This window comes from Dyadobacter sp. CY356, assembly GCF_021440195.1.
Taxonomy (GTDB): domain Bacteria; phylum Bacteroidota; class Bacteroidia; order Cytophagales; family Spirosomataceae; genus Dyadobacter.
Genome location: NZ_JAJTSZ010000004.1, coordinates 320,761 through 335,086, shown reverse-complemented (window position 1 = coordinate 335,086; position 14,326 = coordinate 320,761). Strand labels below are relative to the sequence as shown.

The 14,326-nt window shown below is 39.6% G+C and carries 13 protein-coding genes; 7 read left to right on the top strand and 6 right to left on the bottom strand.

All coding sequences use genetic code 11. From position 1 onward, the window contains the following. The first annotated feature begins 337 nt into the window (after window positions 1-337). Window positions 338-805 carry a response regulator gene (locus tag LXL81_RS15695; RefSeq protein ID WP_159473614.1) on the top strand — a complete coding sequence of 156 codons (468 nt, stop codon included), beginning with the start codon at window positions 338-340 and terminating at the stop codon, window positions 803-805. Between the two features lie 40 nt (window positions 806-845). Here the strand turns inward: LXL81_RS15695 and LXL81_RS15690 are convergent, their stop codons facing one another. Then, on the bottom strand, window positions 846-1,019 hold the full coding sequence (locus tag LXL81_RS15690) for a hypothetical protein (protein WP_234647746.1): 174 nt from the start codon (window positions 1,017-1,019) through the stop codon (window positions 846-848). Between the two features lie 187 nt (window positions 1,020-1,206). Between LXL81_RS15690 and LXL81_RS15685 the strand changes: the two genes are divergently transcribed. Then, complete coding sequence (locus LXL81_RS15685; protein WP_234647745.1) at window positions 1,207-1,401, top strand: hypothetical protein; 195 nt, start codon at window positions 1,207-1,209, stop codon at window positions 1,399-1,401. Between the two features lie 37 nt (window positions 1,402-1,438). Here the strand turns inward: LXL81_RS15685 and LXL81_RS15680 are convergent, their stop codons facing one another. Continuing rightward, window positions 1,439-2,503 (bottom strand): NADH:flavin oxidoreductase/NADH oxidase, encoded by a 1,065-nt coding sequence (locus tag LXL81_RS15680; RefSeq protein ID WP_234647744.1) that lies wholly within the window; start codon window positions 2,501-2,503, stop codon window positions 1,439-1,441. A gap of 235 nt (window positions 2,504-2,738) precedes the next feature. On the opposite strand from LXL81_RS15680, the gene LXL81_RS15675 reads away from it, so the two are divergent. After that, window positions 2,739-4,823, top strand: a complete 2,085-nt coding sequence (locus LXL81_RS15675) for a right-handed parallel beta-helix repeat-containing protein (RefSeq protein WP_234647743.1) — start codon at window positions 2,739-2,741, stop codon at window positions 4,821-4,823. Window positions 4,824-4,879: 56 nt separating this feature from the next. On the opposite strand, the gene LXL81_RS15670 is transcribed toward LXL81_RS15675, so the two are convergent. Continuing rightward, the gene (locus LXL81_RS15670) at window positions 4,880-5,737 is read right to left on the bottom strand and encodes a dienelactone hydrolase family protein (protein WP_234647742.1); all 858 of its coding nucleotides are present in this window, start codon (window positions 5,735-5,737) and stop codon (window positions 4,880-4,882) included. 114 nt (window positions 5,738-5,851) lie between these two features. Further along, window positions 5,852-8,125, bottom strand: a complete 2,274-nt coding sequence (locus tag LXL81_RS15665) for a cation:proton antiporter (RefSeq protein WP_234647741.1) — start codon at window positions 8,123-8,125, stop codon at window positions 5,852-5,854. 356 nt (window positions 8,126-8,481) lie between these two features. Here LXL81_RS15665 and LXL81_RS15660 point away from each other — a divergent pair, with 356 nt between their 5' ends. The 3 genes from LXL81_RS15660 (at window position 8,482) to LXL81_RS15650 (ending at window position 11,877) form a co-directional block, all read left to right on the top strand. Next, window positions 8,482-9,099, top strand: a complete 618-nt coding sequence (locus LXL81_RS15660; protein WP_234647740.1) for a biliverdin-producing heme oxygenase — start codon at window positions 8,482-8,484, stop codon at window positions 9,097-9,099. Between the two features lies 1 nt (window position 9,100). Further along, window positions 9,101-11,398, top strand: a complete 2,298-nt coding sequence (locus tag LXL81_RS15655) for an ATP-binding protein (RefSeq protein WP_234647739.1) — start codon at window positions 9,101-9,103, stop codon at window positions 11,396-11,398. A 161-nt stretch (window positions 11,399-11,559) separates the two neighbouring features. Further along, window positions 11,560-11,877 carry a MerR family transcriptional regulator gene (locus LXL81_RS15650; RefSeq protein ID WP_234647738.1) on the top strand — a complete coding sequence of 106 codons (318 nt, stop codon included), beginning with the start codon at window positions 11,560-11,562 and terminating at the stop codon, window positions 11,875-11,877. A 70-nt stretch (window positions 11,878-11,947) separates the two neighbouring features. Here LXL81_RS15650 and LXL81_RS15645 read toward each other — a convergent pair whose 3' ends face one another. Then, window positions 11,948-12,283, bottom strand: a complete 336-nt coding sequence (locus tag LXL81_RS15645) for an SdpI family protein (RefSeq protein ID WP_234647737.1) — start codon at window positions 12,281-12,283, stop codon at window positions 11,948-11,950. A gap of 75 nt (window positions 12,284-12,358) precedes the next feature. Between LXL81_RS15645 and LXL81_RS15640 the strand changes: the two genes are divergently transcribed. Next, window positions 12,359-13,588 (top strand): M20/M25/M40 family metallo-hydrolase, encoded by a 1,230-nt coding sequence (locus LXL81_RS15640; RefSeq protein ID WP_234647736.1) that lies wholly within the window; start codon window positions 12,359-12,361, stop codon window positions 13,586-13,588. An 86-nt stretch (window positions 13,589-13,674) separates the two neighbouring features. Here the strand turns inward: LXL81_RS15640 and LXL81_RS15635 are convergent, their stop codons facing one another. After that, window positions 13,675-14,187 (bottom strand): metallophosphoesterase, encoded by a 513-nt coding sequence (locus tag LXL81_RS15635; protein WP_234647735.1) that lies wholly within the window; start codon window positions 14,185-14,187, stop codon window positions 13,675-13,677. Window positions 14,188-14,326: the final 139 nt, after the last annotated feature.

The following is a 14,326-nucleotide window of genomic DNA, read 5'->3' as shown; positions in this document are numbered from 1 at the left end:
TCGATGAGAAGTTTTGTGCGTGTGACAATCTAAACATAATTTTACTAGAACAATAATAAAACCGGTTACATATCAAAATTGATATATTCGGAGTAACGGATAAGAGGAGGTTAGGCTGACAAAATCAAGAAATTGAAATACATATTCTTTTAAGATTGCCAATTTCAATGTAAACTGACATATCGTTTTCAAAATATGTTTAAATTATGTTCAAACATATATATTTGCAAGGACACAATAAAATTGCAGTCTAAATATTATTACCTTTTTTGAAATAAATCATGTATTTTTAGAAACATGAATTTATGAGATTAGTTCAGAGTTTACAATCAATAAAATGGAAAGCCCCGAGAAAATAAGTATCCTTTATGTGGATGATGAATTAAATAATTTAAATTCTTTTAAAGCAGCCTTCAGAAGAGATTTTAATGTACTGACTGTTACTTCCGGGAAGGAAGGTCTGGAAGTATTAAAATCCAATAGGGTTCATGTTATTATCACCGATCAAAGAATGCCGGAAATGACCGGTGTCGATTTCTTAATTGAAGTTTTGAAAGAATATACTGATCCGATCCGTATACTATTAACCGGATATTCAGATATCAACGCTGTCATTGACGCTGTAAATAAAGGCCATATTTACTATTACCTGAATAAGCCCTGGGATGAACAACAGCTGCGCATCATTATAAAAAATGCTTACGAAATTTTTAGTCTGAGAGAAAAAAACAGAGAGTTACTGGAGAAACTGATCGATGCAAATAATCAGCTTGAATTTTTATTGAGGCAAAAATTAATATCCTGATCATGTAACTGGTATATGCCATCTACATGATCAGGATTATTTAATAGGATTTTCTACGGAAGCTGACACTTTTTCTCAACAAAGGTGTCAGCTTTATTTCTTTTAGCATGTAGCTCAGGACATAATAAAAGGTCGTGAAAATCAGAGCTGACAAGATAACAGCGGCAAGAAAGAGATTTCCGAGCACGTGCAAAAATGTGATTAACTCTGCCATATTTTATGTTGATGAAGTATAATTATTCTATTTTCCCAATAAAGAAAAAAACTATACCTGTTCGATTCGGGCACAGTATTCCCCATCAACCTAGCTCTCAGTGGCTTGTGAGGCTGGTATCTTTTTTGTGATTGGTTAATTAATCTACAATCGAAGTAGAAATGCATCAATTAAAAAGGATCTTACCATGAGAAAGATAATCGCAGTATTTATGATGAATGCACTGGTCGCCGTAACTTTGCTCACTTCGTGCAGTCGACAGATGGAGGCGAAAGGTAAAAAGGTGAAAACGACAGAAAACAAAACGGAGGGGTATCTTTATTATCAGAATGACCAGAGTTCAAAAGGTGATTCAACAATTAAGAAGAATGTCAATAATTAATAAATCCTGTCCGTTTTAGCGGACAGGATTTAATTTTTTAAGGTTTAGCCCTTTCGTATTGTACCGGCCAAACGGTTTGATCATGAATGTCTTTTGCCGCCGATAACGGGAAGTATGGATTGCGGAGAATCTCTCTGGCCATAAAAATCATATCTGCATCGCCATTGACCAGAATAGTTTCGGCCTGCATAGCATTGGTGATTAATCCAACAGAACCCGTTAAGATTCCGGTTTGTTTTTTTATTGCCGATGCAAATGGAAGTTGATATGCTGGTCCGACGGGAATTTTAACGGGTGCCACTGCTCCGCCTGTCGAAACGTCGATAAGGTCAATTCCTTTCTCTTTTAATATGGCTGCAAGTTTCACCGACTCATCCAGGTTCCATCCGCCGTCTGCCCAATCTGTTGCCGAAATTCTTGTGAAGAGCGGCAGATGATCCGGCCATTCGGATTTTATTCCCTCAATAATTAATAAAAGTAACCGAATACGGTTTTCAAAACTTCCTCCAAATTCATCCGTACGCTTGTTGCATAGCGGAGAGAGGAATTGATGTATGAGATAACCGTGCGCTGCATGAATTTCAATCACTTCAAACCCAGCAGCCAGCGCACGTTTGGCAGCTTGAACGAAATCAGAAATCACTTTATCGATTCCCGGCTTATCAAGCTGTTCAGGCATTGGATAATTATCGGCAAATGCAATTGGAGATGCTGAAACGGTTGTCCAGCCGCCATTTGCAATATCCACTTTATCTTTTCCTTGCCACGGCACAGAAGTGCTGGCTTTTCTGCCGGCATGACTTAACTGTATTCCCGCCACGCAATGTTGCGCCTTAATAAAAGACGTAATTTGTTTGAGTTTTTCAATATGCTCATCCTTCCAGATCCCAAGATCTCCGGGAGAAATCCGGCCCTCCGGTGACACAGCCGTCGCCTCTGAAATAATTAAGGAAGCACCACCAACGGCACGACTTCCAAGATGGACCAGATGCCAGTCACTGGCAAACCCGTCCTCGGACGAATACTGGCACATGGGAGAAACAACAATTCTGTTTTTGAACTTTACGCTCTTAATTTCAAGAGGAGAAAAAAGCTTTGACATATATTTTACAAAAGATTAATTGTTATAGTCCGTTAATACTGATATGATTTCTGAATCATAAATTTTAGGCCAATTACAAGAATAAAGAACTTAAAGTTGCAGAAACCATTCAGGAAGTTGAATTTTACGTCAGGGAATCCGACTTTCCTCACACAGTTTTGGGAGTAAAAATCATTTTATGCAAAGAAGTTTCAGCAAGTTTTTATATAAGATCGCATTTATTTTTTTACTGGTTATGACTATCTCAGTATGTAAAAGTGCTGATACTTTCTTCGTCTCAATTGAAGGAAATGATAATAATCCAGGAACGAAGGAAAAGCCGTTTGGTACAATATTAAAGGCAAGAGACGCTGCCAGAAAGGTATCAGGAAAAACGGAAACAACGATCATATATCTCAGAGGTGGGACATATATATTCAGAAACACACTCGAATTTGGAGTTGCTGATAAAAATCTTCTGTTGATGCCATGGCAAAACGAGCCGGTAATATTTTCGGGAGGCATATCTGTTAATCCGGGCAAAGTAAAACGGCTCGATCAGACCGCATATGCCAGTGAGTTTGCTGAAAATATGAGAAAGAAAATCGGTGTCCTGAATCTTCGCGAATTGAATATTTCTGATTATGGACAATTGCACAGTGTAGGATTTTCGAGGCCTTACCAACCGTCGTGGATGGAGTTATTTATCAATGATAAACCGGGCCAACTGGCAAGATGGCCAAATGATTCGACCGTTGAGATGGGCCGGGTTATTGACAAAGGATCTGTGCCAAGAGATGGTGATAACAGTAATCGCGGAGGGAAATTTGTTTATGGTGCGGATCGCCCTTCTGGTTGGAAAAAATCAAAAGATATCTGGATCTCAGGTTATTTTCATCATGGATATGCCGAAGACGCGGTTCAACTGGCAACCATGGATACCATCGCCAAAACTTTTACCACGGTCCAGCCACACATCTATGGATTTAATTCCGGCAAAAACTGGAACCGCTGGTATGCCTACAATATCCCCGAAGAGATTGACAAAGACGGTGAATATTACCTTGATCGCGAAAGAGGATTGTTGTTTTTTTATCTGCCTACAATCATGACCAGGCTGGATTTATCCATGCTGCAAGATCCATTAATAGCACTTGAAGGATCTCAGAATATAACGATTAAAAATATTTCCTTCGAAGTATCCCGGGGTATGGCTGTTTATATGGAACGTTCAGAATCCTGCATAATTTCAGATTGCGTTTTCAGGAATCTGGGATCTTTGGCGGTAAGTATTGGAAAAGGAATTATGCCTTTTAAAACGCAAAAACATGAAGGTAGTGGAGAAGAATCATCACGGGTTCTGGGTAGTCTGGATCAGCATCTTTATGAAAATACTACTTTTAACCGTCAGGGAGGTAAAAACAACAGGATCGTTAGTTGTCATATTTACAACACCGGAGCAGGTGGAATAAGTCTGGGAGGCGGCGACAGGCTGACTTTGACACCAGCCGGAAACAGCGTCGAAAATTGCCGGATCCATGATTTTAACCGCATCGAAAAATCATATCGTCCTGCCATTAATATTGATGGAGTCGGAAATAGAATTGCCAATTGCGAAATTTACAATGCACCCAGTATGGCAATTTTATTACACGGAAATGATCATATTTTAGAATATTCAACGATCTATGATGTTTGTCGGGAAGTTGATGATCAGGGTGCTTTTTACTATGGTCGCGACGCCTCCGAAAGAGGGCATAAGGTAAGATTCAATTATTTCCATCACTTGGGAAATGCTAACAGAACAACGGCCATTTATCATGACGATGGGGCCTGCGGAATGGAGGTTTTTGGAAATATATTTTTTAAAGCCGGCACAATTCCAGTTTTAATCGGTGGAGGTCAGGATATTTCTTACAAAAATAATTTGTTCATAGACAGTCCGTTAGGTATTCATGTTGACAATCGGTTCCAGAACTGGTCAAAAAATTCTCTTGACAAAGATGGTGTTATAGACAAACGCTTAAAGGAGGTCAGGTTTAATCAGCCTCCATATTCGGTGAAGTATCCGGAACTGGTAAATTATTGGAAAGATAATCCTGCAATTCCTAAAAGACTGGTTTTTGACAAGAATATTTTTGTAAGGATCAAAACAACAAAAACGGGAGAGGACAGCTGGTTTCTCTGGTCGGAGACTAACAAGATAAGTGATGTATATCCCTACAACTGGAAGATGATGGACAGCCGCCATTTTATACCAGACGACACACAGCTCGCGGTGCCCGACGGATGGCAGACATTACCAGTTGAAAAAATCGGGATTCAGAAAAATTATCAATAAAAAAGTCCTGATTGAAAATATTTTCAATCAGGACTTTTTTATTGCCGCATATTTTATCAGGCAATTTTCTCTTTAAATATTTTCATCGTTCTTTCCCAGGCAAGTTTGGCAGCTTCCGGATTGTAGCGGGTTGGAGCCGTGTCGTTGAGGAAAGCGTGTTGAGCGCCTTCATAAATATACAGTTCATATTTCACACCAGCGGCTTTCAAAGCTTCTTCATAGGCAGGAATTCCGGCATTCACTCTTTCATCCAAACCTCCGTAATGCAGCTGTACAAAAGACTTGATTTTTGGAACATCTGCTGCTTCGGGCTGGCGACCATAATATGCAACTGCAACATTCAGCGCAGGAGAATGCACCGCCAGCTGATTGGACAATGCACCACCCCAGCAAAAACCTACACAACCGGTTTTGCCGTTACTATCCGGTCTGCCTTTAAGATAATCCAGTCCTTTCAGGAAGTTGTTAAGGTTCTTTTGTACATCAATTTTGGCAAAAGCCGCTCTTGCGTCATCTTCATTTGCGGGTGTTCCGCCGAAAGGCGCAAGCGCGTCACCAGCCAATGCGATGTATCCGGCTTTGGCTATACGGCGCGCAATATCTTTTGTATGCGGATTAAGTCCGCGATTTTCATGAATTACTAAAACGGATCCATACTTGCCGGCCTTTTTTGGTCTTGCCAGATAGCCACCCATGGTGGATCCATCGCCATCGTATTGAATATCTTCGGTAATAATATCATCGTCGTTTTCGGAGACCGTCATCGCATTAGCATAGTTAACTTCCAAAAGCGGCAGTAATGCAAGGGCTGCGGATGTGCCGCCAGCCAATTTAGCTAATCTTTTCAAAAAGTTATCCCGGGTTAGCGGTTTATGCGTGTATTCGTCAAAAAGATTAATAATGCGCTGATCCATAGATTTTTCGGGATTTTATTGAAAGTGAATTTGGCAAAAAACATAGTTGCGGTATCGTATAATCATTAAAATGAAATATCCCGGTTTCTACTTTATAATCATTAAAAAATCTTTTTATGAACGGATCATCAGAACACTGGGCGAGTATGAAAGCCACAAACTATGCGTTTCAACCGCCTTTTTCCAACTATCCATACTGATAAGCATTAAGTCCTGTTGTTCAAGAAATTCCTTCTCTATTTTTTTGTCCTGGTAGAGTGTGATGTGATTTGGAGCAATTTGTTCAATTGCTGAAATCGTTTCTTTCAATTCAGGGTTCTGGCGTATCACGCCGCTTGCATCCAGGATTATAATCCGCACATCACTGTGATGAATCAGTTTCTGAGCAAAAACGAGCAGGAAGCTGTCGCTCAGTGAGAATATAGGGATAAAAACATTTTCAATTTTCGTCAGATTCTTTTCAACCAAAACCCCAACCGGAACTTTTACAGCTTTGATAATTTGTTTGATACGGTCATCAAAAATATTGTAATCGAAAAATTTCTCTTTTCCTGTAATGGTATCATATAGTCTTTCCGGGCTGATAATCTTGGTCGTAAAACCAAGGACTTTTCCCAGTATCGTTCCTTCAAATACCGAGCGGCCTATACCAATTAACAGCAAATCGAAATTTCCCAGATTCGCCGTTTCAATAATATCGCGGTCTATATTCTGAGAGGGTTTGAAAAGCGTTACAACCGGAAGGTTCAGTTTTTTTGATTCCTCATGTATCGGAGCGAAACTTTCCTGTTCATATTCTTCCGAATTAAACTGGTTCAAATCATTGCTGGGAGATAAATGCAGCGCAGTTATAACAGAATGGGCCGGTGCCTTTTTTACAAAACTATATGCAAGCCGCAACATGGTTTTTCCGCGTTCCGGACTTCTGAATGAAACAAGAATCGTATATTTTCCGGTTTCCAGGACAGATTCGGGCAATTCCTCATTTTTCTCCGGAAAAAATTGGTTGATAATGTCAAGTGCCGGACCCGTCATACAGGTTGTTACCAGAGCCATGATCACCATCATGGCAAATATTTCGGGTGTCAGTATGCCCAGGTCATAGCCGATATTTAATACAACCAGTTCCATCAGTCCGCGTGTATTCATTAATGCACCGATGATAAGGCTGTCGCGCCAGTTTTGTCCAACAAACTTTGCAGCCAGCGAACTCCCGGCAAATTTCCCCACAACAGCCACAAGGATGATCAGCCCGGTAATTTGCCACAGATACGGATCGTTCAGCAGACCAATTTGTGTTCTTAATCCTGTAAAAACAAAAAACAATGGCAGTAACAGAACAAGTGCAACGTCCTCAACTTTTTCAATAAAAATATTCCTGAAATTTAGATTTGCAGGCATAATCACGCCAGCCATAAACGCACCGAAAAGTGCATGTATTCCAATAATTTCAGTAGCATAAGAAGATATCAGCAGAATGATAAAAAAGACGGCAACAACCGGTTTTGTCAATCCTTCTTTTGTTGAATATATATCACCCATTTTTTTAAGGAATGGCCGTACCAGTTTTAGCATGACAAGTACATACGTCGCCGCCAGCAGCATTGTATAAACAGAACTGACAAATGAGCCTGCTTTCACAATGGCAATCACCGCGGCCAGAATACACCAGGCCGTAATGTCGTCCGTTGCGGCGCAGGTTATTGCCATTGCTCCAAGCCTGGTTTTGGACAATCCTCTTTCCTGGACAATGCGCGCCAGAACAGGAAAGGCGGTTATACTTAATGCAATACCTGTAAACAGCGAAAAAGATAAAAAGCTGACTTCGGCTGGTGCAAACCTTTCATAAACAAAAAATGCAAGCCCGATACCCAGCGCAAAAGGGAAAATAATACTGGCATGACTTACTACAATAGCTTCCTGCGCTTTGTTTTTCAGTACTTTAAGATCCAGTTCCATACCAATCACAAACATGAAAAGGATTAATCCGATCTGACTTAAAAATTGCAGGTTTGGTAAGGATTTTACAGGAAAAAGAAAACCTGAAAAGTCCGGGAAATACATGCCGATGAAAGATGGCCCAAGAAAAATCCCGGCTGCAATTTCACCGATTACTGTGGGCTGTTTGATTTTTTTACAAACGTATCCAAATGCTCTGGCGACCAGAATAATGGTGATAATCTGCAAAAGCAGTATGGCAAGGGGACTGGTTATATTTTGTTTGTATGTATCAATAAACTGGAACCAGGAGGAAGTGGACGAAGGAGCTTTCGGAATCGTTACCTTATTTATTTCAAGCCCCTGGCCTTTTTGTAAGCAAAAATACATCAGGGCGGAAAACACACTGATGGTGAGTCCATAGAAAATCAGATTTCGTATATTCTTCATTCGGTAGCATTTTAGATAGAGGTACAGGTAGATTTCCCTGCTCAAAATTAAGTAGAGCCAATGGGAATACGCCAGTTTAGTATGCGAATATGCATCCGTGAAAATTGGAAGACAACTATCGTATGACAAACAGTATTTATTCTGAAAGAAAACTGTTTGGTGAAAATATTTTCTATGAAAATTTATATTAAAAGGCAGATGCACGAAATCGTTCAATTGCCAATGCTGAATATTTTTTGCGTAACTTCACTTAAAAGGATAGAATTAATTTTATATCAGCTTTTGTTTGTGACTGTTCGCATACATGGAACAATTTTTTACAGACAAATAATTAATACAAATATTAACAGGCAGGCATGAATGAATCAGTGATTTCCAGGGAGAAGCAAGAATTATTTTTAAAAAATCTTCGCGGACAAACCAGTGAAAGTCATGTTAATCTGGAAGGAAATCGACATTCAAAAGCGATTTTAGATCCAGCGGTTACGCTGAATGACTATCAAAGATATATTGCAAAAATGTACGGGGTGATCAAAGCGTGTGAAAACGACATTTTTCCGGTCATTTCTTCCGTTTTGACTGACATTGATAAACGGTTTAAGTCTCAGATGATTTTGGAAGACTTATTAAAAACCGGTTTTTCGCATAATCAAATAAATTCCCTGCCGGTTTTCAGATTTAACGTATCAAGCATTGCCGAAGCGTTTGGTGTAATGTATGTGCTGGAAGGTTCTACTTTGGGCGGCAAGGTTCTATATAAACATATCAATCGGGTTTTAGAACTTGATGAACAAACCGGAGTTTCTTATTTTAATGGTTATGGCCAGCAGACTGGCTTGTTGTGGAAGCATTTTATCATCACGCTCGCAAATTATGCAGTGGATGAAAATTGTGAACAGGAAATTATTTTCAGTGCGGTTGCTACATTTAAGGTAATTGGTCACTGGCTTAATGAAACGGAAATAGACTGTTAGAATGAATATTAAGGATATCGTTAACCGGGAGGTTGTAAATCTGACAAATTGTGAAAGTGAGCCGATTCATATACCGGGCAGCATTCAACCGCATGGATTTTTACTTGGAATCAGGAATGAGGATCAGATCATTGAATTTTGCAGCGCCAATTGTACAGATTACCTGAACCGGACTCCTGAACAGGTATTGGGTAAGACTTTGCAGGATATTTTCGGGAAAGAGCAGTCGGATCAGTTTGTGCTTTACTGGCATACTAACAAAAACAATCAGTCTACGCCTTTTGTATTTTTGTCTGATGATAAGCAATTTAACACGTCCGTACATCTCAGCGGCGAAACCATAATACTGGAATTTGAACCGTTTCCGGATGGAACTTTGAGCCTGCCTGACTTATATAATCAGACCAGAAGCTTCGTTTCTTTGATGGAAAAACATAGCTATTTGCCAGAGCTTTGTCAGGATATTTCCGATGAAATCAGGGCTATTACCGGTTATGATCGTGTGATGATCTATCGTTTTGATGCGGATTATAATGGTGAGGTAATTGCAGAAAGCAAAATTGAAGAGCTTAATTCTTTTTCCGGACAAAAATATCCGCATACCGATATCCCGGCGCAGGCCCGCGAGCTTTATATACGAAATCCTTTGCGGGTTATAACTGATATTGGTTACACCCCAGTGCCTTTGCTTACCTTGAACGACTCGGACGAAAAGAGCAATAAATCGCTCGATTTGAGTCTTTCTTTGTTAAGAAGTGTTTCGCCGATCCATGTTGAATATTTAAAAAACATGGGCGTGGGCGCAACGCTGACGGTTTCACTTTTGAAAAATAACAAGTTATGGGGGCTGATCGCCTGCCATCACTATTCACCAAAATTGTTGCCGCATTACACCAGGTTATCCGCCTTGTTGCAAGGGCATTTTCTCACTTCCCAAATTGCTGTGAGAGAAGTGGCGGAAGAATTTGAAATAAGCCAGGCGGCGGATAGTGCACTGATGGAGTCACTGATCATTCTTCATGAAAATGAGGAGTTTATAGAAGAATTTCACAAGTCTCCTTCATTATTGAAGCTGGCGAATGCCACAGGATTTGCAATTTATTACCAGGGAGAAATTTATAAAAACGGTAACGTCCCGGAAGATGAGGAACTGATTCCTTTGCTGAAAAAACTAGCTGAGAAATATCCAAACGCCGGAATGCATACCGAACAGTTGATGACGATATTTCCGGAAGATGAAAAACTATCCAGGTATGCTGCCGGCATTATCTACCATTCCATAGGAGGGGGAACACCCGATGGCGTGATCTGGCTGCGTGCTGAGCGGCGTGAAACGATTAATTGGGCGGGAAACCCGCACAAGGCAGTGGTGCATACTGATGATGGAATTGCCAGACTCTCACCGCGGAAATCGTTTGAGCTTTGGCTTGAAGAAGTAAAGAATAAAAGTTCGAAATGGAGAATTTCGGAAATTAATACTTCTTCCAGTTTTGCTTATGCATTGCAAAAACATATCAATTTGCGCTATATTAAAAACCAGGAAAACAAAAACCGGTTATTAAACGATGAGCTCAAAGCTGCAAATAAAGAACTTGCCAATCTGAACTGGATCAGCACACATGATTTAAAAGAACCTATACGGAAAATACAGATTTTTGCCTCTAAGGTACTGGATCGCGATAATCCGGATTTATCGGCCCAGGTTAAGGATTCGGTCGAAAGAATGCGTTTCGCAGCTGAAAAAATGCAGGTTCTGATCGAAGATATTCTATCCTATTCCAGGACCGGAAATATGGAGAAAGTATTTGAAAAGGTGGATTTGAATACAATTCTTAAAAAGGTATTGGAAGAACTGGCTGAAAATATAGAAGAAAAAAAAGGTACAATTACCTTTGATAATTTACCGGTTTTAGAAATTATTCCATTTCAGATTCATCAGTTATTTGTCAATTTGCTTGGCAATGCACTCAAATTTTCCCGTGAGCATATTGCTCCCGTAATTAACATTGAAGTGAGCGTTACAGTACCTGAGCGGTTTCCCGGACATCTTGATACGAAGGAGTGTTATGCTATATCGTTCCAGGATAATGGTATCGGTTTTGAAAAGGAATATAAAAACCGGATTTTCGATGTTTTTCAGCGGCTTCACCCAAATCATAAATACCCGGGAACTGGTATCGGACTTTCTATTTGTAAGAAAATCATGGAGAATCATTCAGGTTTCATCACCGCTGATTCTGAGTTAGGACATGGTGCAAGATTCACAATTTATTTTCCAAAAGAAGAAATAATTGGATAGCTTGTGGTTGTTTTTTTGTTGATTAAATCAAAATTTGTGATCAGGTTATGTTAACTTAATCACGTCAGATTTAACTCAAATAAAAAATGTATTGCCTGAACAAATTGTTCAGGACTGTGTTAACACAGTAACCTAGCCAGCCACAACCTCAGACTCTGATTATGGACACAAAACCAAACACTAAACTTTACTATGACACCAATGAAGTAGCGGAAATGGTGGGCTGTGAGGCTTCTGCGTTACGTTTTTGGGAAACTAAATTTCCTCAGCTAAATCCCAAACGTGATGCCCGCAACAGAAGAAGATATACTGAAAGTGATATTGAAATCATCCGGAAAATAATGCATCAGACCGGAAAGCAGGGGAGGACAATAAAAGGTGCAAGAGAGCAATTGCGCAGAAAAGAAGATGCCCAACTAATGATTTACAAACTTAGCCGGGTAAGGCAATTTTTGGCGGAACTGAGGGATAATCTATGAAATATCTTTTGGTATAACCTTGAGGTAGTGCACGATGATTAAATAATCAATTAAATAATCTTGTGTGCGATCACTTGTTATCTAAAAATTTTTTCTTCAAATGATATTCTGTTATTGGAATTACTGCAATTGAAGTGGCGGTTAAAAACACACAGGAGAAAAGAACTGAATTTAATCCTCCAATAAGAAAATATGAAATTGCCTGAAAAATAATAAAAAGTAATGCGAGTTTCACTTGTAAATCGCTGCTGAAATTATTCGCTTCAATCCAGGTATCTATGTTTTTCATTGAAGTCTTTGTTCTGTATCCATACAAACTGTTAATGACCTTTGGTTTATTTGTTTTATAATAAAGGGATAAGCCCAGAATTAGAAAAGCTAAGAAGACATGGGTAAATAAAATCATATCGGAATATTTAAAAATCAGGTATAATTTGACAAATAATTTTCACATAAACAAATGATGATTTTCAAGTAAAAAATGAAAAAAATATTTTTCGTATTTACGCTTCTTTTTATTTCAAATCAATGGACAGCGGCACAGACTTTCAATCCTTCTGATATTAAAAAACACGTCGATCTTTTAGCATCAGATGCTTTTGAAGGAAGAGGGACTGCTACTTTGGGTGAAATAAAAACGGCCAATTATTTAGCGGATCAATTCAAAAATCTTGGATTAAAACCGGCAGGAACGAATGGTACTTACTTTCAGCCTTTTCAGGTTATTATGGGCATTGACGGTTTTGCACATCAGATGACGGCCCGGAATGTCATAGGTTTTCTGGATAACGGTGCTGAAAAAACGATCGTGATTGGTGGACATTATGATCATTTGGGAAAGGGTTATCAGACAGGATCACTTTCTCCGGATAGTAAAAATTTGATCCATAATGGGGCGGATGATAACGCATCAGGAACGACTGGTGTGATTGAGCTGGCGAAATATTTTGCAGGAAACGCCGTCAAAGAAAAACACAACTTGCTTTTTATCGGTTTTTCGGGTGAAGAGTTGGGTCTGCTGGGTTCCAAGTATTACACCGAGTCGCCGACAATCCCGCTTAAATCCATTTCTGCGATGATTAATATGGATATGATCGGTCGATATAATACGGACAAAGGTTTGATTATTTCCGGTTGGGGAACAAGTGCTGCCTGGGGAAAAATTATTCCGGATCTCGCCAGAAAGCAAAATATGAAATACACGATTGATTCTTCTGGCGTGGGTGCTTCGGATCATACTTCGTTTTATTTAAAAGATATTCCGGTACTGCAATTTTTCACCGGAACCCACAGTGATTATCACAAGACGAGTGATGATTCTGATAAAATCAATGCAGAGGGTGAAGCTGATATATTGAAACTGATCGCGGGCGTTTTGGAAAAACTGGATAATAAAAAAGAGGATCCCGGATTTTTAACGGCCGGAAATCCTCACGCAGGCGCAACAACTTCAAATTTCAAGGTTACCCTGGGCGTCATGCCGGATTACAGCTTTTCAGGAAAAGGATTAAAAATTGACGCTGTTTCCAAAGCGCGTCCGGCAGAAATCGCAGGAATTCAGGCTGGCGATGTAATAACCAAACTTGGCGGAAAAACGATTAATACCATTTATGATTATATGGAAGTTCTCGGTGCGCACGAAAAAGGTCAGCAGGTTGAAGCAGAATTTTTACGTGGGACGGAGAGGAAGGTGGTTAAGGTCATCTTCTAGGATCATGATTTAGGGATGCTTGGATTTTTCAGGATATATTGGAAGTCAACAGATTGGTGCTGTTGACTTCTTTTGTATGCGAAAAATCAATTTTCAATTGCCCCTCGTTTTCCTAATTCAATTACCTCCATCTGACTTATTAATCCTTCATGTAGATTAAAACGAAGCAATGTTCTGATCTTGTGAAAACCTTCACGTCCTGCCGCGCCGGGGTTGATGTAAAGCATGTTTTTTAATTCCTTATCACGGATAACCCGCAAAATATGCGAATGTCCGCAGATGAAAATATCCGGTGTTTCTCCCTTTAATTCAGGGAGGACCATCGGATTATACCTTGGCGGGGCTCCGCCTATATGTGTCATCCAGATACGGAATCCTTCCAGTTCAAAATGTAAATTTTCCTGACAACGCACCTGAATGGCTTTATTATCAATATTGCCATAAACGATCCTGACTGGTTTAAAAGCTTCCAGCTGATCGATAATTTCCACTGATCCGATATCTCCCGCATGCCATATTTCATCACAATTGGCAAAATAGTCCATTATGCGCGGATCCAGGTATCCATGAGTGTCAGAAAGCAAACCTATACTTTTCATTTAATATTAATTGTAAACCGAATGCGTCTTTTGTTTAATTATAGTTATTGACATTAACTACTTTTCTAACCTGGAATGATGAAAATTCCGTTTGACTATAATCTTCAAACCTGGCAGAAAAAGTCTGCAAATTAAGGAA

Excerpts from the sequence above, each read along its gene's own strand:
- LXL81_RS15685 (WP_234647745.1), top strand. The coding sequence starts at position 1,207 with ATGAGAAAGATAATCGCAGTATTTATGATGAATGCACTGGTCGCCGTA.
- LXL81_RS15665 (WP_234647741.1), bottom strand. The coding sequence starts at position 8,125 with ATGAAGAATATACGAAATCTGATTTTCTATGGACTCACCATCAGTGTG.
- LXL81_RS15655 (WP_234647739.1), top strand. The coding sequence starts at position 9,101 with ATGAATATTAAGGATATCGTTAACCGGGAGGTTGTAAATCTGACAAAT.
- LXL81_RS15635 (WP_234647735.1), bottom strand. The coding sequence starts at position 14,187 with ATGAAAAGTATAGGTTTGCTTTCTGACACTCATGGATACCTGGATCCG.
- LXL81_RS15675 (WP_234647743.1), top strand. The coding sequence starts at position 2,739 with ATGACTATCTCAGTATGTAAAAGTGCTGATACTTTCTTCGTCTCAATT.
- LXL81_RS15670 (WP_234647742.1), bottom strand. The coding sequence starts at position 5,737 with ATGGATCAGCGCATTATTAATCTTTTTGACGAATACACGCATAAACCG.
- LXL81_RS15695 (WP_159473614.1), top strand. The coding sequence starts at position 338 with ATGGAAAGCCCCGAGAAAATAAGTATCCTTTATGTGGATGATGAATTA.
- LXL81_RS15680 (WP_234647744.1), bottom strand. The coding sequence starts at position 2,503 with ATGTCAAAGCTTTTTTCTCCTCTTGAAATTAAGAGCGTAAAGTTCAAA.
- LXL81_RS15640 (WP_234647736.1), top strand. The coding sequence starts at position 12,359 with ATGAAAAAAATATTTTTCGTATTTACGCTTCTTTTTATTTCAAATCAA.
- LXL81_RS15650 (WP_234647738.1), top strand. The coding sequence starts at position 11,560 with ATGGACACAAAACCAAACACTAAACTTTACTATGACACCAATGAAGTA.
- LXL81_RS15645 (WP_234647737.1), bottom strand. The coding sequence starts at position 12,283 with ATGATTTTATTTACCCATGTCTTCTTAGCTTTTCTAATTCTGGGCTTA.
- LXL81_RS15690 (WP_234647746.1), bottom strand. The coding sequence starts at position 1,019 with ATGGCAGAGTTAATCACATTTTTGCACGTGCTCGGAAATCTCTTTCTT.
- LXL81_RS15660 (WP_234647740.1), top strand. The coding sequence starts at position 8,482 with ATGAATGAATCAGTGATTTCCAGGGAGAAGCAAGAATTATTTTTAAAA.